This window comes from Bdellovibrio bacteriovorus (assembly GCF_025558485.1).
Lineage (GTDB): Bacteria > Bdellovibrionota > Bdellovibrionia > Bdellovibrionales > Bdellovibrionaceae > Bdellovibrio > Bdellovibrio bacteriovorus_G.
The window spans coordinates 714,222-737,141 of sequence record NZ_CP102930.1 but is presented as its reverse complement, the minus strand read 5'-3'; the positions used below and the strand labels follow the sequence as shown (position 1 = coordinate 737,141).

Annotated in this window: 19 protein-coding genes; 4 read left to right on the top strand and 15 right to left on the bottom strand. The window is 47.1% G+C overall.

Annotated features, from left to right (window positions below; all coding sequences use genetic code 11):
- Positions 1–117 precede the first annotated feature (117 nt).
- The 3 genes from EZJ49_RS03750 to EZJ49_RS03740 all read left to right on the top strand — a co-directional run bounded on the left by EZJ49_RS03750 (position 118) and on the right by EZJ49_RS03740 (position 3,599).
- The gene (locus EZJ49_RS03750) at positions 118–966 is read left to right on the top strand and encodes a flagellin (RefSeq protein WP_262554465.1); all 849 of its coding nucleotides are present in this window, start codon (positions 118–120) and stop codon (positions 964–966) included.
- A gap of 495 nt (positions 967–1,461) precedes the next feature.
- Entirely contained in the window at positions 1,462–2,295 is an 834-nt protein-coding gene (locus EZJ49_RS03745; protein WP_262554463.1) for a flagellin, read from the top strand.
- Positions 2,296–2,447: 152 nt separating this feature from the next.
- A complete protein-coding gene (locus EZJ49_RS03740; protein WP_262554461.1) occupies positions 2,448–3,599 on the top strand; it encodes a hypothetical protein in 1,152 nt (383 codons plus the stop codon).
- Here EZJ49_RS03740 and EZJ49_RS03735 read toward each other — a convergent pair.
- The 15 genes from EZJ49_RS03735 to EZJ49_RS03665 form a co-directional block, all read right to left on the bottom strand.
- Positions 3,583–4,854: a hypothetical protein gene (locus EZJ49_RS03735; RefSeq protein WP_262554460.1), complete on the bottom strand. Its 1,272-nt coding sequence runs from the start codon at positions 4,852–4,854 to the stop codon at positions 3,583–3,585. The genes EZJ49_RS03740 and EZJ49_RS03735 overlap by 17 nt on opposite strands.
- Positions 4,851–5,936, bottom strand: coding sequence for a hypothetical protein (locus EZJ49_RS03730; protein WP_262554458.1), 1,086 nt, complete (start codon positions 5,934–5,936; stop codon positions 4,851–4,853). The genes EZJ49_RS03735 and EZJ49_RS03730 overlap by 4 nt, the downstream gene beginning before the upstream one ends.
- Complete coding sequence (locus tag EZJ49_RS03725; protein WP_262554456.1) at positions 5,933–6,676, bottom strand: outer membrane beta-barrel domain-containing protein; 744 nt, start codon at positions 6,674–6,676, stop codon at positions 5,933–5,935. Before EZJ49_RS03725 ends, EZJ49_RS03730 begins: the two co-directional genes overlap by 4 nt.
- Positions 6,676–7,692, bottom strand: coding sequence for a hypothetical protein (locus EZJ49_RS03720; protein WP_262554454.1), 1,017 nt, complete (start codon positions 7,690–7,692; stop codon positions 6,676–6,678). The genes EZJ49_RS03725 and EZJ49_RS03720 overlap by 1 nt, the downstream gene beginning before the upstream one ends.
- A gap of 12 nt (positions 7,693–7,704) precedes the next feature.
- Complete coding sequence (locus EZJ49_RS03715) at positions 7,705–8,937, bottom strand: AgmX/PglI C-terminal domain-containing protein (protein ID WP_262554452.1); 1,233 nt, start codon at positions 8,935–8,937, stop codon at positions 7,705–7,707.
- An 8-nt stretch (positions 8,938–8,945) separates the two neighbouring features.
- Complete coding sequence (locus EZJ49_RS03710) at positions 8,946–9,227, bottom strand: hypothetical protein (protein ID WP_262554450.1); 282 nt, start codon at positions 9,225–9,227, stop codon at positions 8,946–8,948.
- Positions 9,224–12,184, bottom strand: coding sequence for a tetratricopeptide repeat protein (locus EZJ49_RS03705; protein ID WP_262554449.1), 2,961 nt, complete (start codon positions 12,182–12,184; stop codon positions 9,224–9,226). Before EZJ49_RS03705 ends, EZJ49_RS03710 begins: the two co-directional genes overlap by 4 nt.
- Positions 12,181–12,678, bottom strand: a complete 498-nt coding sequence (locus EZJ49_RS03700) for an ExbD/TolR family protein (protein WP_262554447.1) — start codon at positions 12,676–12,678, stop codon at positions 12,181–12,183. The genes EZJ49_RS03705 and EZJ49_RS03700 overlap by 4 nt, the downstream gene beginning before the upstream one ends.
- A 5-nt stretch (positions 12,679–12,683) precedes the next feature.
- A complete protein-coding gene (locus EZJ49_RS03695) occupies positions 12,684–13,133 on the bottom strand; it encodes an ExbD/TolR family protein (RefSeq protein ID WP_262554445.1) in 450 nt (149 codons plus the stop codon).
- Entirely contained in the window at positions 13,130–13,810 is a 681-nt protein-coding gene (locus tag EZJ49_RS03690; RefSeq protein WP_262554443.1) for a MotA/TolQ/ExbB proton channel family protein, read from the bottom strand. Before EZJ49_RS03690 ends, EZJ49_RS03695 begins: the two co-directional genes overlap by 4 nt.
- A 156-nt stretch (positions 13,811–13,966) precedes the next feature.
- Positions 13,967–14,737 (bottom strand): LysR family transcriptional regulator, encoded by a 771-nt coding sequence (locus EZJ49_RS03685; RefSeq protein ID WP_262554441.1) that lies wholly within the window; start codon positions 14,735–14,737, stop codon positions 13,967–13,969.
- A 12-nt stretch (positions 14,738–14,749) separates the two neighbouring features.
- Positions 14,750–16,249: an ABC1 kinase family protein gene (locus tag EZJ49_RS03680; protein ID WP_262554439.1), complete on the bottom strand. Its 1,500-nt coding sequence runs from the start codon at positions 16,247–16,249 to the stop codon at positions 14,750–14,752.
- Between the two features lie 49 nt (positions 16,250–16,298).
- Complete coding sequence (gene rnr, locus EZJ49_RS03675; RefSeq protein ID WP_262554436.1) at positions 16,299–18,917, bottom strand: ribonuclease R; 2,619 nt, start codon at positions 18,915–18,917, stop codon at positions 16,299–16,301.
- 249 nt (positions 18,918–19,166) lie between these two features.
- Complete coding sequence (locus tag EZJ49_RS03670; protein ID WP_262554434.1) at positions 19,167–20,093, bottom strand: Fic family protein; 927 nt, start codon at positions 20,091–20,093, stop codon at positions 19,167–19,169.
- A gap of 94 nt (positions 20,094–20,187) precedes the next feature.
- Positions 20,188–21,258: a porin gene (locus EZJ49_RS03665; RefSeq protein ID WP_262554432.1), complete on the bottom strand. Its 1,071-nt coding sequence runs from the start codon at positions 21,256–21,258 to the stop codon at positions 20,188–20,190.
- A gap of 536 nt (positions 21,259–21,794) precedes the next feature.
- On the opposite strand from EZJ49_RS03665, the gene EZJ49_RS03660 reads away from it, so the two are divergent.
- On the top strand, positions 21,795–22,850 hold the full coding sequence (locus EZJ49_RS03660; protein WP_262554431.1) for a hypothetical protein: 1,056 nt from the start codon (positions 21,795–21,797) through the stop codon (positions 22,848–22,850).
- Positions 22,851–22,920: the final 70 nt, after the last annotated feature.

Below are 22,920 nucleotides of genomic sequence, written 5' to 3'. Positions count from 1 at the left end.
TTAGGAATTTCTGGGGACTCCGATGAGTAAGGTAAGAAATGAATCGCCCAAGGGCACCACGGTAGGTGCACTGAGCTTCAAGGATCGAAGCTCAGAAATCTTCAAGGAGGAGGAAACATGGGTCTCAGAATTAATACGAACAGTGCTTCGTTGAATGCTCAGAGAGTTCTCTGGGGGACGAAGATCGGTCTTGATAAGAGCATGGAAAAGCTCGCTTCAGGATTCCGCATCAACAGAGCTGGTGATGATGCCGCCGGCCTAGCGATCTCTGAGAATTTGAAAGCTCAGATTCGCGGTCTAAAACAAGCATCCCGAAACGCTCAAGACGGTATCTCTCTGGTTCAAGTGGCCGAGGGTTCCATGAACGAGATCTCTTCGATCTTGATCCGTCTAAGAGAATTGTCAGTACAAGCAGCTTCCGACACGATCGGACCTGTAGAAAGACAGTTCCTGAACGTGGAATACGATCAATTGGTATCTGAGATCGACCGTATCTCCGAAGGCACAGAGTTCAACGGAACTCAGTTGCTGGCGGGTGTGGGTTCCATCCTGGATTTCCAAGTTGGTACTAGAAATAATCCTGAAATCGACCGTATCTCTTTCGACGCTTCCAAAGCAGATGCAAACTCTGCGGCTTTGGGTGTGAACCTGACCTCTGTTGCTGATAAAGCTTCTGCTCAGAACGCTTTGGCAGCGATTGACCAGGCGATCGTCAGTGTCTCCGCAATGCGCGCAGACTTCGGTGCGATTCAGAATCGTCTTCAATCTACAGTTTCAAACATTCAAGTGTCTGTGGAAAACATGTCAGCTGCGAACTCTCGTATCAGAGACGTGGATGTGGCTGAAGAGACATCTGAAATGACCAAGAACAACATCTTGTTGCAAGCCGGTACTTCCGTCCTAGCACAAGCGAATTCCCAAGCTAACGTAGCACTTGGACTCTTGAACAAGTCATTCCAGGGTTAATCCTGGAGTGACCTAGGTTCCCGATCTTGATAGATCAAGATCACCCTCAAGTGTAACGACCCGAGCTCTGTAAAACGAGCTGACAATTTGATCTGTTTCCTGCGACGAGGCCGTCTTTCACGGCGGCCTCATTTTTTCAGTCAGAAATTTTGACTGACGGGGAGTGGATTTAAGAAACAGGATTCTGCATCCGGTTTCTGAATGTATGAATGAATCTTTTGATGAAGAACTCCCTGGCGAGTGACTTTGTCCGCCCTTTTTAGAGGCTGCTTTTTCCTCTGTGCAGCGACCGAATTTTCAAAAAAATTTCTTCAGCAAAAAATAGAAAAGAAAAGACAAAAACTGGACTCGAGCCGTTGTGTTGTTTTTCCGAAAAGTAAGCAGGGAACTGTATCGCAAGTTCCGAATATTAATTTTACAGGTGCACGGATCGCGCCTTATGCCAATGGATGGCACATTTTCACGGAGGAAGAACTATGAAGCACGGAGGATAGAATGGGATTAAGAATCGGTACCAATGTGGCAGCGTTGAATGCACAAAAAAATCTGTACATGACAAACATCAACGCGAATAGATCAATGGCAAGATTGGCCTCAGGAATGAGAATCAATCAGGCCGCTGACGATGCTGCAGGTCTTGCGATCAGCGAAAACCTCAAAGGTCAGATTAGAGGTTTAAGACAGGCCAACCGAAATGCCAACGATGGTATTTCCCTTGTGCAGGTCGCGGAAGGCAGCTTGAACGAAGTATCCAACATGCTCATTCGCTTGAGAGAGTTGGGTGTACAGGCTTCCTCTGACACGATTGGTGAAACTGAAAGAAAGTTTTTGGACGTTGAGTATCAACAGTTAAAATCCGAGATCCAGCGTATTACTGAATCCACGGTCTTTAATGGTTACGAGCTTCTCAACGGTACTGGTGGGATGATTGACATCCAGGTCGGCGTAAACAACGACCCATTCCGTGACCGGATCAGCTTTAATGCTGGTGCGGCCAATGCCACTGTAGATGCCCTGGGATTGACGGCAGAAAGTGTGGCGACGAAGGAAGGAGCTCAACTGAGCTTGGATACCATCGATCAGGCCCTGACATCGGTGAACGCGATTCGCGCGAACTTCGGTGCCTTACAAAATCGTCTGCAATCAACATCCAACAACTTGTTGATCGCTGATGAAAACTTGTCGGCAGCGAATTCCCGAATCAGAGACACTGACGTCGCGGCAGAAACCTCTGAAATGACAAGAAATAACATCTTGTTGCAGGCCGGGGTTTCCGTTCTGGGTCAGGCCAACCAGTCACAACAATTGGCTTTGAAGCTCTTGGGCTAATAAGTTAAAAATCAAAGGCGGCTCCTTAAAAAGGGCCGCCTTTTTTATTTTCTGTTCCCAGGTTTTCATCGGACTTTCATTTAGACAAATGCTGCTTAGAGTAATGCGAATATAGTTGAATTGGCGGTGTCTGCAAGGCACCTACAAAGTCTATGAAATTCATTGCGGCTTTTCTTTGTAGTATGGTGCTTCAGGCTCAGGCGGCCTGGGATTTAAATGACGTTTCTTACCTGATGCCTTTGCCAACCCAGATGGGTGAAGATTCGTTGCTAAAGTTGGAAAGCTCCGCCCGCGGTGGGTCTTTGTTGCCGACTTCTTTTGTAAATCAGATTCCTGTTTTGGCCATTGATCGCAGTCGTGACGAATTAAACAGTGCTTTACGTGTGGTCGGTGTTCGCATTGATCCGTGTTTCCCATTGCCGACGCCTCAGTCCTGCCAGCGCCAGATCCGTTTGGTATGGCAGCCGGTGGAACTTTCCCGCCGTAACGAGATTCAGTCAGTGGATGCGGCTTTGCACAGCTTCTATGTGTTGCAGGATTGGGAGTTTGCCAGTCTGCTTAAGGAACTGACCGCTTGGAAAAAGAAATATGCTGTGAATACGGCTTATCTGCCCTTGCAGGTGCATCCGGCCTGGAAAGAGCAGGGCGATGCTGCTCCGGCTTTTGCGGATTTTAATAAAATCATTCTGAAGTATGCGGGTGCGGAAAACTTCACGCGAGTAACGGCCATGGTTTTGCGTGGAAATGCCGACATGTGGGCATTTGCCGGTTTTGAACCGACCGAAAGCGGCAAGTTGCAGATGTTGCGTGTGCCTCGTTTGGGTGATCGCATGGCTCAGTCGTTCATCAATCTTGCTGTGCCTCACGACCATTTTGCTGGGGGAGGCATTGCTCCGTCTCCTAAAGGGCCGGATACTTTCAGCAACCTGACCGGAGAATCCATTCGTCTGGAGGAACCCGGCACAGAAGAGCTGATTCGCAAAGAAGTGCGTGCTGCTTTTCGTGTTGAAAATCCAAAGAACTTCACTCCTGAAAATATGGATTGCGTCAGTTGCCATGTGGCCCAACCAGCTATTCAATGGGTCTTAAACAAGCGTCCGGAATTGAAAGTTGATCAGCTGTGGAGCAGCGAGATCTACGCAAATGCCAAGTACAACCTGGGCAACACAAGCCCCGAGGTGTGGAACACCCAGCAGATCAGAGCTTTTGGTTATTTTGGAAGAAATGTGGCAATCAGCCAAAGAGCCATTAACGAGTCCGCCGAAGTGGCGGACTTCATCAACAGAATTACTGCGCAAGAGTAAGAGGGATCAGGTCCACCGCGAAGCGGGCATTTTCCTGATACTTGTATTCAACGTCGCCACCCAGACGAACAGAGTTATTTTCCGGATCGTAAGCCCATCCTCCGGCAACTTTGTTCGGGATGATCTGACCACGACCGGCATTCAGTTCAGCAGCAGTGCCGTAGCGAACGCGCACCTGCAAGACGCCATTGCCATCCACGCGAGGACGCTGACTTAGGAAAATTTCCTTGGCCAAAGTCTTTTTAGTGATATCAGAACCGATGCGGGCCAGATCATCACCAAAGTTTTTGTTCACGATACCCACGATATACTTGGACTTGATGCTTTCCGGAGAACCTTTTTCCTCGTTCGCAAGAACGATCAGCTCTTCAAGTTTTTCAGGGCCAAACCCTGTGCAAGTGCCGTTGTTTTTCGGGGTTTTCAGATTCATGTCGAAGCACTGAGGATTGTATTTCGGGTGAATACGCAGCGCCCAGTCTTTATTTTCATCAGCATCTTTGGCTTTCACCAAAACACCGTAAACGGCAAGTTTTTTGGCTTTGCCACCTTTGAAGTCCAGCAGAGTGCGCGCCATTTGTTCTGTACTGATGCGAGAATTTTTAAATTCATCAGCATCTGTCATGAACACAACAACCAGCTGAGCGTCAGGACGGAAGAAGCCTTCATTTGTGCCGCCACGACCGGATTTTTCCAGGGCTGCTGTCAAAGGGGCAAAGAACTCCTCGTCCTCTGGCCCCCCCTGCGCATAGGGTGCAACACCAATGTTCAGAGTGGCGGAAAGAATGCTTTTTTCCTTCTTTGTTACATAACGCTTGTTGTAGGACTGGCTTTTTGAGTCCTTGATGTAACGAAGCTCACCAATCTGATAGGAATCTTTCTTTGTTCTTGCGAAACGATCAGAGCTGTCCCAGGTTGAAATCACACCAATGTGATAGTCGATCATCGCATTTTTGTTGATACCGTTTGTGAAACGATCCAGATTGCGCAGTAGATTTTCTTGAGCGGACTTCATACTTTCAGAGTTGTCCGTCACAAACAAAATATCCACCTGCGGATTGAAATCAAGCTGGCTCTGACCGCCGTCTTCGGTAATCCATGTGAATTTCTGTTCTTCAACATGTTCATACTGTGGGATTTCCACAGTTGGCGGAGCCACTTCCGGCTGTTGAGCCATAATGCCGCTGGATTCCGGGCTGCAAGCTGCGACCAGCATCAAAGCAGAAGCGTAAATGCAAAGGGCGATAAGTTGTTTCACATTTTCCTCCTGATGTTCTGCGGGCAGGTTTTTGCCGCCACGTCGTACTTATCAAGTTCATCAATCCAAGGGCGACCGTCATCCATGAAGACCAGTTGATCTTCTCCGGCTTTGTTGAAGTCGCCTTTGGAGTAAAGCTCCTGGGCCAGCTTCATGTCGGTATGAATTCTTTGAATCGCTTCCACTTCGATCAGATTTAGTTTCTGAACAATACGGAAGTTGGCTTCAGATTCGGATTTAGCCAGTTGCTTCATGCGATTTTTAAGTTTCGCGAAGCTTTCCTGCTGAATCTTGCTGACTTGAGACTGCAAAGTCGGCTGGGTGTTGAGGTCTTTCAGGATTTCCAAAGCTTTTTCCGAAACCTTGAAGCGCAGCATTTCCTTCTGAAGATCCAGGTCCTTGTAGTAAAGCACAGGCAAAGTCAGAAGGGATTCCGCGACATCAGAGGCTTTCAAAGGGAAAGTCACGGATTTAGCAAGAACCTTGGCGAAAGACTCGTTCATGCCGGTTTCAGCCAGCTTTTGAACTTCCAGTACGCGGGTTTTCTGTCTTTCTTTAAACGTTTCGTGAGTTTCAAAGACACCTTTGTAATCACAGATTCTTAGCTGGGTCAGAGAGCGCAGGAAGTAGGCTTCAGAATTAACAACCTCACCAAACTGGGGGCTGATCAGAGTTTTGGTTTGTGCCAGAGCTTTTTCGGAATCATTTTTACGGAAATAAGCCCAGCCTTTTTCTTCGATGGCCTCAAACCAGTAGTCACTGCCTTTGGGAATCTGATTGTACAGCTTCAAGGATTCATCAAACTGACCCTTGGCAAAGGCCAAACGGGCTTTTTTCATGGATTCTTTGCCGGAACAATCAACACATTTTGGCAAAGAGGCTTTTTCCAGAGCTTTAAAATCCAGAAGCTTTAAGGCTGCGGTATTATCTTTGCCAGAAAGAGCCTTTTCAAAGGACTGACCCCAGTTCTTTAGAACAAGCGTCTCTGACCGTTGCAGGTCTGCCGCTGCGCCAGCGATGGACGCTGTGCCTAGCAAAGAAGCGATAAGAATGTTCTTAAAAAACATGCTACGGGAAATCATAAAATGAATCCGATTCCCAAGGAACCAACAACAGTGTCCAATGATCTGGAACCTGTAACCGGTTGGTCTTTATAAGTTTGGTATCTCATTTCTGCACGGGCAGAAATGTGTTTTGTGATCCATGCACCCACGCCAGCACCAGCTGTCATCAAGCTTGTTGTCCCGCTGGAAAGGGTCATCTGACCGCCACCTGCCAGCAGGTAAATGTCAAACTGGGTCACACCCATATCCAGGAAGCTGGTTTTGCCGTAAATTGGATACCAGTTTACCACTGCCAATGCCGCGTTTTCCGGATAGTCGATATCAACAGCATAAGCACGTCCACCAGCTTCATAGTTCTTTTTAGCCTGATCGAAGATACGCTGACCTTCATCAGTCAGTTTATTGCCGTAGTCGTAGTAGCGAACACCCAGGGACCAGCGGGGAGTGATATGGTAATCAGCCGCAAGGCCCAACGACTGGGTTTTCACGTAAGAGTCACCACCGAAAACACTGCCATAAGAAACACCGAACTCAACACGGTTGCGTCTTTCAACAATGCGGTCCTGTACGATGCGCGTGCGAGTCTGGGATTTGATGTTTTGAGCCATCTCCATCAATTCCTGATTTCCACCCAGAGAATCGATGTCATCAGCCAGCGTGGCTTTCTTTGCAGAGGCTTTGCCTGCAGCCATTGCCGGGGACACCATAAAAGCGGCGGCAATAACGGAAAGGGAAAGAAGCTTTAGTGTTGTTTTCATTATTGGGCTCCTTGGGAAGCCTGCTCAGGTGCGAAACGAATCTTCAACTGAGTCAGGGATTCTGGAGTTGACAGTCCGTTTGGACCATAAACTTTAAAGCTAAGGCGAACACGCACCCCATTAGCATTCACCATGAATGTCCCATCTTTCGCCAGTTGTGGTTGTACAGTGATTTTCTTTGTATCGAAAACCAGTTTGAACTTCCAGCGAGAGTCCCCAAGGTATTCAGGATCTTTTTGTTTTGAATCAGCAATCACGTGACGGGAACCATCCAGTTCCAGGAAGTCATTCCCGGCTGTGTAGCTAACACCATCATAACTTACCACCAGACGTGGTTTTTGCTGGCTGCGACCATCGATGCCCGGAACTTTCACTGTGACTGTGAAAACAGTCTCAAGACCCTGCATTACTTCCGCACCTAGGCCATCCACTTTCAATTCAGAAGGGGCCTCCTGGTTTTTGAATACGAACAAAGTCGTTTCCTTTTCACGGACCAGACCTTTAAGTTTATCAGCGTTCTGACTTGTTGCAGATACAACTTCAGCAATGAATTTCACATTCACAGCTTTCATGTTGGACGTGGAAGCCACGGTATAAAGGGCCGGGTTGTACTTCAGGATATAAAGATCTTTTTCCTTTTGGGAAGCTTCCAGTGTCGCACCTTCAGGCAGACCCTGAGCTGTCAGTTTGATCTGAACACCGGGAACCAGGACGCGAGCGTAAACTTTAAAGGAGGATTCCTGACCTTCGTTGAAAGTCATTTGAGCATCCGGAGTGATGACGATGAATTTTTCGTCAACTGTGGATTCTTCTTTTACCACCACTTTGGGTTTTTCAACCACAACAGTGTTGGTGATTTCGCGTGGTTTTTCCGGACCGTGAGTGATCACATCCTGAGAATGTTTTCTCAGTGTGTCCAGAGTGGAGTTTGGTACAGGATCTTTCTTCCAATCACCGCAACCGGCTAGGAGCAAAGTCACTGGAACGGTTAGAATTGTGGTTTTAAGAAAGTTCATTTTGTACCTCTCTTAGCGGCTGCTCACGCGCATAAGTTCAAATGGGTAAAGAACGTCAACATTTACTTTTCCTACCGGACGCGGGAACTGCCATGATTTCATTCTCTGCAACATGCAGTTTTCAACCATGCGGGAACCCAGGGAAGACTGTGCCACCTTGGCAGTGGTGATTCTTCCTGCCGGACCAATCACGAAGTCCACCGCCACACGACCACCGATGGATGGTTGCGCCTGAAGACCTTTTTCATAACAGTAGATGATCTGACCTTTGTTTTTATTGATAACTGCGATGATTTGGTCACGATCCAAACCACCTTCAACAGTGGCTTCTTCATCCAGTGGCAGGCTGACAGCTGAAGTGCCGCCCACCAAAGAGATTTTGCCGTAACCTGCACGACCGCCACCAACACCTTTGGTGCCGTAACCACCTGCACTTTGCGCGCGACCACTGCCTTCACCGGCAGAACCTGCAATCAGGCCATTGCCCGGAAGATAACCTTTGATACCGCCACGGCCTGTGGAACCCACGCCGCCGCCGCCACTGCCGACACCCGCAGAACGGATGGCTTTCATGGAGTTGTTATCCAGACCCTCGTAACCACGAGTCCCTTTTGGAGTTCCGCCCAAAGCCGCCAAAGCGCCGATACGATTCACATCTTTGGCTTTGGCAGTATTCACCTTGTAAGGTTTGGTTTTCAATTTGGCTTGAGCTTTAGGGCGATAGACTTTTTTAGTTTGTTTGATTTTGGTCTGAGAAACCTTCACGTGAGCCCGAGGCTCCTGAATTTTTTTAGCGGGTTCTTCTTTAGGCAGAACGATTGTAACCAAAGTCGGTTCTTCTTTTTTGGAGAAATAAGAAGCCCAGATCCAGGTGCCCATCATAAGACTTAGAACGGCTGCGATATGCGCCAAGGTGGTCTTTTTCAGAACCACTTTCAGTTGTTCATCGTCCTGATCTTCAGAAAGCTGATAGGTGGGGCTGTTCGCAGGAACGCCATTGGCTGCCAGACGCAAATGCCCCAGGCCTTCCAAAGCAACGCCCTGTTCGTTCATCTGAGAAAGATCAATTGTCTGTAAAAGACGGTATTCGATCTCATTGGATTCAAGAGTTTGAAGGTTGGAAACCGCTTCAATACGACGACTATTTTTCAAGTACACGATATTGAGCGATTCAGAGTCCACAGCAAAGGTGCGGACTTTTTGTCCTAGCCTATTTTCAAGAATTAACAGCTTTGCAGTACTCATATTCAATCCTAGTTTCTTTTCTCGTCTTGGTCGATTTTGTCATCGAACCGGTTTCTACCACCCAGCAGATCCTCAAGAAGCTTGTCATTCTCAACGGTTGCCTTGGTGTTTAACGAACTTTGGTACTTACCTCTGAGGGCACTGCCATCAAATTTGAACGAGGTGCCGAGTTTGGGCCTATGGCTTTGCTCCTTTTTCACCTTATTCGCTCCTGTCGCCTTTTGAGACGCGGAAGCTGGTACCGCTAGTAAAGATAGCAAAAGGGGGGCCAGAAAAATCACCTGTTTCATAGGCTTTTTCCTCTCTGAATTTGATTTAAACGGGCTTCCAGATACGACGGCATCAGGGGGTGGCCCATTTTTGTCTCTAGGTATTTCAGGTTTTCAAGGTCACGCACATTAGATGGGTTTTCAGACACGGATTTACGTGCGGAAACCAGATCTTTGCTGGTGAATGAAGAGGTGCCCAAAGCATCGGACACCGCAGTTTTCATGCGGCCACGACCTGGAAGCTCTTCCAGAATTTGCATTTCACGCACCAGGAGCTTTTGAATTTCCGGGCGGGCCATTTTGTATTCGTTTGCCAATTGCCCCAGGGCCGGAGAGCTTGCCCACAATTCATCCATTTTCTGGCGAGCAGTTCTTGCTTTCACCAGATAGGGCTTGGAACGGCCTTTGAGGATTGCAACGTACTGCTTTTGTTCCGCCGGGCTTAGACCCTTTGGCATTGGCAGGGCCGCAAGATCACGCACCAGACGGTCATTTTCCGAAGCCACGATATTCAACATAATCAATTGTGCCGTAATATCTTTAAGAGCCAGGGATTCTTTCAAAAGCTTGTCAGCCTTTGCCGTCAAACCCATGCGATCCTGAATGGATTTCTGAACGGTGCGGTCGTTCTTCGCATTTAGCTGATGACGGGCAATTGTTGGGTGGAATTGGCCGACCTTATTGTAGAAGTCCTGCTTCTGGAAGAACTGAGCCGCAGATTTACGACGAAGCTCTTTCATTTCAAAGACAGACTTCAGGCCTTTTTTATCCATGGTGCGAGCATAAACCAACAAAGCGGTTTCATTCAGAAGATCCGGTTTTGCTTTCAGATCCTTGGCTTGCGCTTTCAGTTCTTTGACAGGATTGGAAGACAGCAGCACTAAACGGGATCTCATCACCAGGGCACGATCGCCCTTCAGACCGGCTTTCAAAGCAGCCTTATAGTGTTTTTCAGGATTCATGTCGGCCAAGTCCGCCAGAGTACCCAGACGGAATTCACGGTCTTTGTCAGACATCCTGGAGCTTTGAACTTGAGAAGCCATGCGGTAAGCACTTTTGAAATCCAGATGTTTTTCATAGTGAGCCGCCAGTTGTTCACGTAGCTCGTCTTTGCGGGAAACCGGCACTTCCGGCATTGCAATCTGGGCCAGCACGGCCTGAACGTAAGTGGACTCTTCGCCAGTTTTCTGAGCCAGAACGGCAATGTTATTGTAGAAAAGAATCTTTTCATTGGCTTTGGCGCCAGACACATCTGTGGTCAGAACTTTCTTAAGCAGTTTTGAATGTTCAGATACGGATGACTTCGGGTTGTTGGCAACAGCGGCCACCTGATTCATCAGGGCCTTGCGGGCCATTGTTGCAAATTCAACTTTGTGTGCCGGGAACTTTTCAGAATAATCCCAGGCCCACTTTTGCAAAGCTTCTTCATCTTTAAGTTGAGCGGCAGCATCCAAAGACAGATCCGCAGACTTTTTGCGAAGGTCGGCATTGCCTTTTTTATCCATTGCCAGCTCGTTGAAAGCCAACGCAGCTTCCTTCAGATTTTTTTCCTGATAACTTAGATATGCCAGCTGATAACGAACTTCGAAGGATTTCGTGTCATCGTCGGAATATTTCAGGAAGTGCATATAAGCTTCGCGGCGCAGTTTCAAATCCTGGGACTTTTCTGCTGCGGAAACTTCGTTAGCCAAAGCGGCTTCGCGGTCTTTCTTGGGGAAAGAACGGCTTTCGCTGATACTGCGATAGATCTGAATAGCCAGAGGATATTTCGCCATCTCCATTGCGATCTGTGAACCACGGTTCGCCATGTCGATGTCAGAAGGGAATGTTTTATTGTAGATCAAGTAAGCGTTCATCAGATCCTGATCCGGCTTCAATTTCTTGGAGCGGTGAAGTTCTGTTACATAACGCTTCATGGTTTTTTGCAGTTCTTCACACTTGGACTCTTCGCAGCCTGTATTTTTGAATGCCGCTGCCGCTTTGGCGAAGTCTTGAGTGGATTGAGTCGTCTGGCCACGATCATAGTTCACCTGTGCCATGCGCACGAAGGCTTCCAGACGTTCTTCTTTTGTCAGGTCAGGTTGTTCCAAGTAGCGGTTCAGGATTTTGTGAGCCGCTTGTTTTTGGCCCAAGCGGTCCGCTTCAGAAGCGAAATGGAACATCAGCTCTTTACGGTTCTGAGCCGGAGCCAAAGACTCAAACTCATTGATTTCTTTGTCAGTAATAGCTTTACGGGAATAGAACGTCGCCAGGTCGCGCATAATATCGGCATGGAAGACAGGATCGTATTTAGAGCCTTCTTCTGTGTCGCGAGTGATCAGGTGTTTGTTCTTCAGAAGATTTTCCATGATGGAAATCGCAGAGGAAAGCTTTTCTTCGTTGAAATCACACCAAGCCATATTGTAAGTGACCAGGGCGCGGTTTTCGAGCTTGTTGTCTTTCAGGGCCACGACGTAGTTTTTGCGGGCATCAACGAATTTATTCTTTTGGAAAAGAAGATCACCCAAAGCAGCGTGAGAGCGGGAGACAATCGAAGGATTGATTTTCTTTGTTTTGGCTTCTTTGATGATTTGTTCAAACAAACGGATGGCATTGTCATTTTGACCGGCCATTTCGTAAAGGTGAGCCAATTGGAACAGGATCGGACCATGTTCGTTGATACGAACCTGACGAAGAAGCTCTTCATAAATTCCGATGGCCTTTTGACGGTCGGCTTTGGAGCCTTTGCAACCGTCGCAGTTTGCCTCCACTTCCAGCATGAAGCGATCACGAGCACGTTCAGCCAAAAGATCGGCTAAACGCTGCTGCGTGGGAACCCAGGAAGGATCTTCCTTGCCAATAGCGGAAAGGACCCGTTCCATCTTTTGGATGACCAGATCCTGAGTTCCGGAATTCATCTTGTCGGCATGTGCAAGACGAACATTTAATACTCCGAGGCAAACAACACTGAGAATAGTAAGTCGTCTTAGATTTTTCATTTTCCTGGCACCACTGCAAATTTAAGTTTCTCGATACCTGCCAGGGAACCTGCTTTGATAAGAGGATCCAGCTCGGCGTACTTCATTTCTGTATCGGCCTGAATCATCAACTCCAGATCTTTTTCTTCAGAGTTCTTTTTGATTTCAGCCAGTTTGTCTGTCAGGTCGCGGGCTGCAATGCGCTTGTCGTCCAGGAAGTAATTGCCTTTTTCGATGCGCAGGATAGGAGCCACTTTTTCGACACCCTGACTGTGATTGGCCATTGGAAGACTGATGCGGGATGGAACCTGAGTTTCCATTCCGCCGTTTTGAGTTCCAATCAGCAGATAGATCACGATGATCGAAAACGCGTCGATCAGGGAAGTTAAAGGCAGCGCCAAAGCCAGATCACGGCGAAGCAGGCTTTGTTTCTTGCCGCCACCACCCAATGCAAGGGCATCTTTCATTGGGGAGCGTTTGGATGTGGAAGTTTCCAAAAAGGATGTCTTTTTCATAGTTCCTACCCCAGCGGGGACAAGCCCACGCCTTCAAAGGCACTTTGTTTAAGGTGATCCATCACACGGATAACGTCTCCGTAAGATGTATTCGCCTCAGGACGTACAACACTTGTTTTAAGATCTGGATACTGATCGCGCAGGGCTTTCAGTTTGCCTTCCAAAGCTTCCCAATTCACGCCCTTGGTGGATTTACCAATGCGGGATTCAAGAACCTTGGCTTTAGGCACATTACGTAGAGAGAGCTGAACTCCACCGTCAGCAGCCATCGTCACCCACAGTGAAGGGGGATTTTTGGCGCCGGCTGTGGAGTTGTCTCCAACGGCCTGCTTGGTATCCAGAGTCCCGATCTGAACAAACACCGCCGTCAACAACAGAAAACAGATCAGGACGGAAAGGATATCCAGAATGGGAAGGATATTGATTTCAAAGTTCAACTCTTTCTTGTGGCTCATACAAGCGATCTTTCTTTCTTGTCAGATACGGGTGCGTAGTGGAAGCCCAGCTGGATGAAAAGGTTCAAGGCAGCTTTGTTCAGATCTTCCGTCAAACGGGAAGCACGGTTTTGCAGAACTGCGTACATGATCAAAGCGGGAACCGCAACCAACAGACCATAAGCTGTTGTATTCATCGCCAAAGAGATACCATTGGAAAGGATTGCTGCTTTTTCAACCGGGTTGGCATTTGCGATACCCGCGAAAGAGTGGATCAGACCCGTGATTGTACCTAATAGACCGATCAATGTTGCCACGTTGGCAAACATCGCCAGGAAACCGATACGTTTTTCGATGCGGGTGTTTTCCTCAAGAAGGATTTCATCCATCTTAAGTTGAATTTCTTCTTTGCCACCCATATCAATGGCTGCCTGAATACCCGCGGACGCGACAACGCCGAGCGGTTCTTTGGCGCTCAATTGCAGTGAACGACGAAGAGCCTTGTCCAAGTTACCGCCTTTAATATCCTCAGCGATTGCTTTAGACAGATCTTTTTGATTGATTTTGCGATTTACAAAAAGCGCGATAGAGCGTTCAGCGATAATCGCGACAGAGACCACCTGAGCAGCCAAAATAGCCCACATCCAGAAAGCGTCTGAAGAAGTAAAACCACGACCAAGTGACAATAGGAATTCCATAAGTCCTCCGTTAAAAGAATCCGGAAGCCTTAGGAGCAAGGGGGGTGCCAGAGCCCAGTGTCTCATTACGAGGCTTAGAGGAAGAGACCTGTGCATTATTTCAACAGCGGTGACGTTTTATGGCGTCACTAAAAAGTAAGTCCGTACCTAAGTTATTTATTCTTCGATGGCGGCTGTGATGTTTTCCCACAGCATGGGGCTTAATAATTCTGAACCGATCATCAGCACGGGTTCGGCATCTTTGGCGCGGCCACGTTTGGCTTCAGTGGGTAAATGACCTGTGCCGCCGTTGTTTTCAAACCAGGAACGGCGAATGGATAAAGAGTTTGAAACAAACAGATGCGGGAACTGCTCCAGCTCCTTTTTATTGGCTCTGCCGTATTCAAAGGTGCTTAAGACGTTGAACTTTTTGGAAGTCTCGATGGATTCAAGTCTTTGGAAGCCCAGTTCCATCAGGTATTTAAATTTCTGACGACCGGGTTGCTTGGAAGTGAAGATCAAATCCAGATTTCCGGAAAGGAAATTGGCTTCCAGCTCGTTCAGATCAAAGATATCCAAAGTGATCTTTTTAACACCGACTTCTTCAAAGCACAGACGGGAAGCATTCAATGCAAAGTCCGACAGGCCTTCCAGCGTGCCGATGTGCAGTTCTGCCACCATCTGATTGTTGCTGATACCTTGCAGTTCAGTTTCCAGACGGCGAATGGACTTTTCAAAAATCTCTGACAGCTGAAAAGCCACGCTGGTCCAGCCGGATTTTCTTTTGGCGGAACGATCCAACAGAACGATTTTCAGTTCGTCTTCGATCTTTGCAATAATGCGGGAAAGTTGAGGTTGGCTTAACCCCACGTGCAGTGCTGCCGCGGACAGATTTTTGAAGTTCACAGCTTTTGCCAGTACGCTCAGCTCATAATACAACTGTTGCATCAAGTCTCCGCCTCAGGGTTTTCTGATATAATTTAAAAAGGCCAGCATTCCCAACATCACTGCGATGGCATAGCCGACAAAGCTCATTGTTGGCATTCCCATGATGTGATTTTCGGTGGGATGAACAAAGATAAAGGATGAACTTAGAATCAAGGCCGCGATAATGACTGCCAGGAATAAAAGATTCGACGAACTTTCGACGGACCTTTTCAGTTCTTTGATTTCCCCCACATGCAGGCGGAAAGCATGATCCGGACTGTTCACCTTGCGCAGGAAGAAATTCAGCTGGCGTGGTAATGAATTTAGGAAATTTTTTGATTCCCGGGCCATCTGGGACATTTCATTTATTAACTTGTCCGGTCCGAAATGGGTTTTGGCCAGTTCACCGGCAAATTCCAAAGAGTATTGCAGGAAATCAAAGTCCTTGTGGATTTTACGGCCCATGCCCTCAATCGCCACGATGGACTTGAAGAAAAGCATTAGATCCGTCGGCACATGGATGTGGTGGCGGGCCGCGATTCCCGAAGAACGCATCAGCACCTTGCCTAAATTAACATTTTTCAAAGTCAGACCGAAATAAGGCGCAATCAGCTCACGCAGGTCTTTCGCAAAAATATCCACATTCACGCGGTCCGTGAACGGGGCCAGGTCCACATATTCATACGCCAGTCGTTCGTAGTCCTCCCGGGACAGTGCTAACAGCATGTTGGCAATCGAAGCCTGAGTGCGAGAATTCAATCGACCGACGACACCGAAGTCAATCAAACCGATTTTATTTTCGGGCAAAACAAAGAAATTCCCAGCATGCAGGTCGCCGTGGAAAAGGCCGTCATGGAAAACCATCTTCAGATAAGCTTTCAGACCTCTGCGAATGACCTCTTCAGGGTTGATACCGGCTTGTAGCAGCGAGGATTCCTGGCTTAAAGGAACCCCAGGAAGAGCTTCCATCACCAGAACCCGTTCAGTGGTCAGATCCAGATAGACTTTGGGGATTTTGATATTTTCATCACCCGCGAAATTACCCTGAAAGCGACGAATGTTATTGGCTTCAACCACGAAATTGGTTTCAAGTTCAAGGGTGCGGAAGTATTCATCGACAATGCCCACCGGATTATAGGATCTGGTTTCGGGAATGTACGTCACCAGAAGTTCCGCCAGTAGGTAAAGAACATTCAGATCATCATTGATCGTCTGAATGATGCCAGGGCGCTGAACCTTGATAACCACATCTTCACCGGTGCTAAGACGGGCACGGTGTACTTGAGCGATGCTGGCAGAACCCAGAGGCTCTTTGTCGATGGATTCAAATTTTTGATAAAGGGTGTTTCCGAACTCTTCACGCAGAACTGCTTCCACAGTTTCAAATGAGATGGACTGAACGCGGTCATGCAGCTTTTCAAATTCAGCGACGTATTCTTCGGGAACAAGATCGGGACGGGTGGCAAGAAGCTGTCCCAGCTTTACGAAAGTGGGACCCAGTTCCTCAAAGCTCATCCGCATGCGCTCTGGCATTGAGAGGTCCTCAACGTCAGAGCTTGCGTTTAGCCTTTGGATAATGAATTTACCGAGTTTTACCTTTTCCGCGACCTGATGAAAGCCGTGCTTTGCGAACACCCCCACGATCGTTCTGAGTCTTGCCGCGTTTTTTAGAGTCTTTCCGATCTGGCGTCCGGTGCTTAAGGCTGTCACTATTCTTCTCCGAATAATCGTCATTATCCCGGAGTTTAGACTGTTCGGCAAACATCAATTTTTTACTGAGCTTTGGTTTGTCCGAAGCATCCCCATTGACCTGTTCACGGTATCTCTCTGGACCAAGGATCATCTCGAGTAAAGTCTTGTCTGGACCTTTTTTATCCTCTTCATCAAGTTGACGAGGTTTCAGATTGTATTGTTTTTCAACCTTACGCAGTTTTTCAGAGCTTCCCTCTGGCACATCTTTGCGAACATCACCAAAGAAACGGGATTTTCCGTGTTCCTGAACTTTGTTTTTCTGCTTGAAGCGATCAGGTCCTTCCTCACGGAAGTTCTTTTTGCCAGCATCCTTGGATTTGCCGTGCTTTCGGTCTTGCTCCCGTTCGGGGCGACCCTTGCGTTCAGAGCGATCTGCATGGCGTTCTTTACCGCGGGCAATATGATCTTTCGGACGTTTTTGGGCATGTAGCTTTTTTAGAACTGCGGAAGCAGATCTTTCAGCAGCAGTCTGCTCATCCTCGTGTTCCTCTTTTTCCAAACCTGCCAGAGCAAAGTTAATTTGTCCTTGCTCGGGATCAGCGGCCACAACCTGAATACGAATACTGTCACCAATACTGTAAGAGAACCCGGAACGTTTTGCGACCAGACGAAGATTTTCCTCGTCGAATTCAAAACGGTCACCACCCAAGTCATCCAGACGAACCAGACCGTCAATATCATATTCACGCAAAAGAACGAAGACACCGAATTTTGCGACAGAGCTGATCATGCCATCAAATTCCTGCCCTACGAATTTTTCCATGAAACGGGCCTTTTTGATGGATTGAACCTGACGTTCCGCTTTTACTGAACGTTGTTCTGCCGCGGAAAGGATTGTTCCCGCCGTGGACAGATCGTCTTCGCTCATCAGGCGGTAACGAGAATTTGGCATCACTTGATTTTTTAATAAACGATGCACAATCAGGTCAGGATAGCGACGGATCGGGGATGTGAAGTGAGTATAAAACTCAAACCCCAGACCGAAGTGACCCACATTGTTCATACTGTATTTGGCCTGGCTCATGGATCGCAATGTCAGGATATTCAGGATTTGCGATTCCGGACGGTTTTCAAACTCCTCCAAAGCCTTGGTCAGGCGCTTTTGCAGCTTGCCGGTGCCCAGCTTTGTTTTTCCGCCGAAGTTCTCCAGATATTTTTCCAGAGTGCGAATGGCCATTTCATTAGGTGGTTCGTGGATGCGGTACAGAGCCGGGATATTACGACCCGAAAGGAATTTGCCGACAGCAACGTTCGCAGCCAGCATCATCTCTTCGATCAAACGGTGAGAGAACAAGCGTTCAGAGCGTTGAATGTCAACGGGAACCCCGGCGCCATCAATGACCAGTTCTGTTTCCGGAATTTCCAGGTCCAGAGATCCTTCCTTAAAGCGTTTTGCCATCAGGATTTTTGCCAGGTCATAAAGTCTTAGGATGTGCTCTTTAACGTGCTGGTGTTTTTCGACGTTATTTCCGTCAATAATTTCCTGAGCCTCACCGTAAGTGACGCGGGCCTTGCTTTCCATGACGCCTTCATAGAAATCGGATTTAATGAGTTCTCCGGTAAAGTCGAAAAGCATTTCGGCGACAAGGCACAGGCGTGGAACATGCGGGTTTAGGGAACAAAGTCCGTTACTTAGAACTTCCGGAAGCATTGGAACCACATAGTTCGGGAAATAAACGGAAGTTCCGCGTTCGTAGGCATCCTTATCGATCGCCGTTCCGATTTTCACATAGTGGCTGACGTCGGCAATGGCAACATAAAGACGGAAGCCTTCATTGGTCATTTCAACATAAACAGCATCGTCAAAGTCTTTTGCGGTGGCGCCGTCAATTGTGATCAAAGCTTTATCGCGCAGATCCCGGCGACCCTGGAAATCTTTTTCTTCAGGTACTTCGCCAAAATGTTCGGCTTCTTCCAAAGTGGCCTTGGAAAATTCCAGAGGGATATTATTTGCGCGGATCACGCGTTTGATATCAGTCAAAGGGTCCAGAGCATTGCCGATGATCTCGGTCACTTTGCCTGTAAAGGGTTTGCCTTCATCGGGATAGCTGAGAATTTCTGCCGCCACAAGCTCTTTGTCTTTGGCGTTCATGGAATCTTCGATTTTGATCTTCAGATCCTGGCCCCAGCCTTTGCCTTCATCGCGAAGGGCGCCGGTACGCTCATTCATTTTATAAAAACGGCCCACTACAGTTTTGGTTCCGCGTGATAGAACACGCACCAGTTCACCACGGAAACGTTCGCCGCCTTTTTCTGGGAAAACTTCGATGGCCACTTTGTCGTTGGTCATGATGCCTTCCATGGAATGGCGGGGGATATAAACGTCCGGGTGATCTTTGTCGTCAGGGATAAAAAAACCAAATCCGTCTGGATGTCTTTTTATGGTGCCGTTGAGGATTTTCTTTTTTTGCATTGTCAGGCTGTATTTCCTTTTATTTGAGATTATCACAAGTTAGGCAGGCGAAAAGGAGAATCTTTATGCGACAAAGCCGCCGTCGAAGTCCTGTTAGTGTCAGCAATTACTTGTGATTGAACAGATTAGAGTGACTCTCTGAGGTCTGTAAGAAGTCAGAGAAAAGAGGTACTTAATATATAGCTGACTTTCCCCAATAAAACAAATCTCGAAATTGTCAGCTCGGCGTCTGTCCTAAGTAGCGGATTATATTTAGTTAATTCCCGGATATGGTGCCGTACGAGTCTACTTCGGGCGAGACGCTTTGTAGGTTGCTTCGGCCTTTTCTCCGGTGATGGTGACTTTCTGTTCTCTTACCGCTAAAGCCAGATCTCGGCTGGCTGTGGCCGTTGAAATTTCTGGGAAAAGTTCCATATAGATTTTTCGACTGAAAGAGCTCTCGCCAAAGTGTTCAAGTGCGTAGTGGATTCGATCCCTGACGCTTGCTTTGGGTGGACGTTGATTGGCTTTGAAGTTATTAAGAGCGGCAAGAATAACTTCCAAGGAGAACTCCAAGAAAGCCGTTGAATCTCCAGCTTTATCGGACTTTTCAAGGGCTGAGTAGTATTGCATCTGTTTTTTGTGGATGAGTGTTTCCGTGGAAATATACTCGAAAACAGGGGAATGTTTCATAAGCAGTAGCTGTTGCCACAGTCTGCCCATGCGACCATTGCCATCTTCAAAGGGGTGGATGAATTCAAGCTCATAGTGAAATACACAAGCTTTAATGATCACGGAGATCTCGTGGTCTTTTTGAAGAAAGCTAAATAATTCGCCCATTAAGTGAGGAACATTCTTTGCGGGAGGGGCCACATGACTGACTTTTGTGCCCTTCAGAATACCAACCTGCCCAGTTCGATATTTGCCAGCATTCTTAAACAGCCCTTGCATGAGAAGCTTGTGCGCTTTAAGCAGGTGTTTTTCTTGAGTCGGATTAAAGGCCATCAGGGAGTCATAAACCTTCAGTGCATTTTGCACTTCCATAATTTGTTTTTCCGGGCCAAGAACCCTTTTATTTTCAAGGATAGCGGTTATTTGCTCTTCACTGAGCTCATTTCCTTCTATAGCCAGACTATGATGTTGGCGAATCATGTTTTGGCATAGAGATGAAATCCGTTGAGGATAGCTTGAAAGCGTATGTCCGTTCTGCATAAACGTTTGTGGCAAAAACATGGGCTGACCATTGTTATATTGATTTAATTAGTAGAGTAAGCAGGTCATGATAGTATCATTTGATACTATCATGACTGGCTATCTGATGATGGTTTTAGAAGTGCGCCAAGGCGCCCAGAGTGATTACGTTTGCAGAGTCTGTTGGAGAGCCGTCGGCATCCACAAAAACTTTCTCGTCTGCTTTATCCATGCGGTACTCGACATAGACATTCAGATTTTCGTTAAGAACGATTTTATCACCCACAGTCAGTGAATCCACTTTTTCGCCAGTGCCGTAAGCCAAAGTGCCTGCACCGCGAACCATCTCATAACGAAGGGCCAGATTGTTCATGCCCAAACCATAAGTGATCAAAGCTGTGCTGGCATCAGCCCACTGAGTGCCGGAGCCATCTGGTTTTGTGGTGTAAGAGTCATAGATCAAAGCTGCCAGCATGTTTTCTGTGATTTGATAAGAAGCCCATACACTGGAAGCAGAGTTCTCAACCTTTGGTTTGGTAGTATCTGGTTTGTCAGTACCCAGGTAATAACCGGCAAACCATGTGAAGTCGCCAGCAATTTTTCCGGTGAAAGAAAGCTCAGTTGTTTTGGTTGGCGTGTAGTCGTCACCGAAAGCACCATATTTGGCTTGGTTGTAAGTGGAAAGGGTTGCCGTCAGCCAGTCGCCAGCAACGTACTTCGCACGCAAACCCTCGCCGTAACCAGGAACAATGCTTTGGTAGGCGATTGTTGTTGTATAGAATGCATTTTCATACTTCATCAAAGACTCATAGCCCATTGTTGTCAGGAAGCGACCGAAACCAACGTACAAGTTCTGCATTGGTTTATAGAAGATCTCTGCCTGTTCAAGAGCACCAAAGTTATTTGTGGAAGAGGTTACTGTGGGTCCTGTTGTATCTACTGCGGAGACGTAAGTAGTTGGTGTGTAAGCCAAGCGAGTCAGGAAATAAATTTGATCCGTTTCTTTGCTGATAAGGATCTGAGCATTGCGCAAGCGATAAGCTTCATTGTTGACGCTATCGGTGTATGGCATGGCAGTGCTCTTGGTGGACAGGAAGTTATAGTCAAATGCGACCTCTCCGTTCACTGTCAGTCCAGAGATTTCAACAGCTTGGGCGCTGAAACCGCACATAATTAATAGGCCCGCGATAAGTACATTCTTTTTCAAAGTAGCTCCTTATATATAGTGTGAATGTTTTGGGTACCAAAAGATGGTAAGACCAAGGTCCAGTTGTGTAACGTAAAAACATCGTAAAGCTGGACCTTGATCTAGCGTGGCATGGAGATTTTGAAATTTCGCGTCAATTGTCGTTTCTTGAATCTTTTTTGGGCCGCAAACAGTGTTTTATTGTCCACCGGACCTTTGGCGACCTTCAGAAATTGCTCTTTAAGAAGTTTCCTTCAAACCCGCTGCTGGCGCGAGTTTGAGTGGAATAATTGTTCTAAAAAATTGAATTCCCCCGCACAGGGGTTTAGTCACAAAAAGATGTGTTCTGAAGGGCACAAGGTGAATCGCGTTGATGAAGTTTTAGGCGCAATGAAAACGTACCGAAAATTTTTGTTGTTGATCTTGGGCTAGGTCCTCATTAGCATTTTTTGTGTACTCGATTAAAACTTTTAATGGATTTAAAAGAAAATCATACGATTGCAACGAAACGAAAGGATGCAACAATGAAAAAGATTCTAGTAGCAGCAGCTTTGACTATGGCAGCAGCTCCAGCAGCAATGGCTTCTAAAGCACGCGTTGAGGCTTTGAATAACTCTCGTCACGTTTTGGATTTCCAAAGCGCATTTGACAGACCTTACCAGTTCTTGGCTCTTTCTGAGCAAGCAACTATCGAGTGGGGTGGTACTGGTGATGCGGCAGCTCCGCACGCTGAAGGTGGTTTCGTAAAACGCCACGGTGATGATTCTGCATTCGGTGTTTACTTCGGTCGTCGTTCTGCTGACTTCTCTGAGGCCGTTGCTAAAGGTAATACTCTGGTCGCAACTGCTGGTATGACTGGTACATTCATGCTTGAACAAAATGGTTTGAACTTGTTCTATGCATCTAAAATGGCTGACTGGACTTACGGTATCACTGTTAAGTACAGCAACGGTAAAGATGATGGCGCTGGCACAAAAGCTAACTCTGCAGGTCTAGCGGTTGGCGCGACTAATGGTGCTTGGGATGTTGAGTTGGTTCAAGGTTTGGGCGCGAAGTCTGAATTGAACGACGGTACAAATACAGCAACTGTTGAGTCTAAAGCTTTGACATCTTTGACTGTTGGTTACCATGTATCTCCAGAAATGGAAGTTTACGGTAACTTCAAAACTGTAAAAGTTGAAGGTTCTTTCCCAGCTCCAGTAAACGATGTAACTGTTGAAAAAACTTCATACAAACTTGGTATGGTAAACACTTTGGTTAAAACTGACGAAGGTAACTTCTTCTACGGTGTAGAGTTGGCTTCTTCTAAAACTAAAGACACTACTGAGTCTATGACTTTGCCAGTTTACATGGGTGTTGAAGCTAACGCAGCTTCTTGGTTGGTTCTTCGTGCATCCGTTGCTCAAAACGTGATCCTGAATGAAACTAAAGACATCTCTGGCACTCCTGCTACAGATGGCGATAAAGAAGATCTTGACTCCACTAAGATGGCTGCTGGCGCAGGTATCAAATTCGGTAAGAGCATGATCGATGCTACATTCTCTGATACAGTTGGTGGCACTATCAACTCTAACAACTTCTTCTCTCAAGTTGCTTACACTTACACTTTCTAAGACCTAGTCTTAAAAGTTGAGAAGAGAAAGCCCAGGTAACCCCTGGGCTTTTTTTATTTTTAAGTCGTCA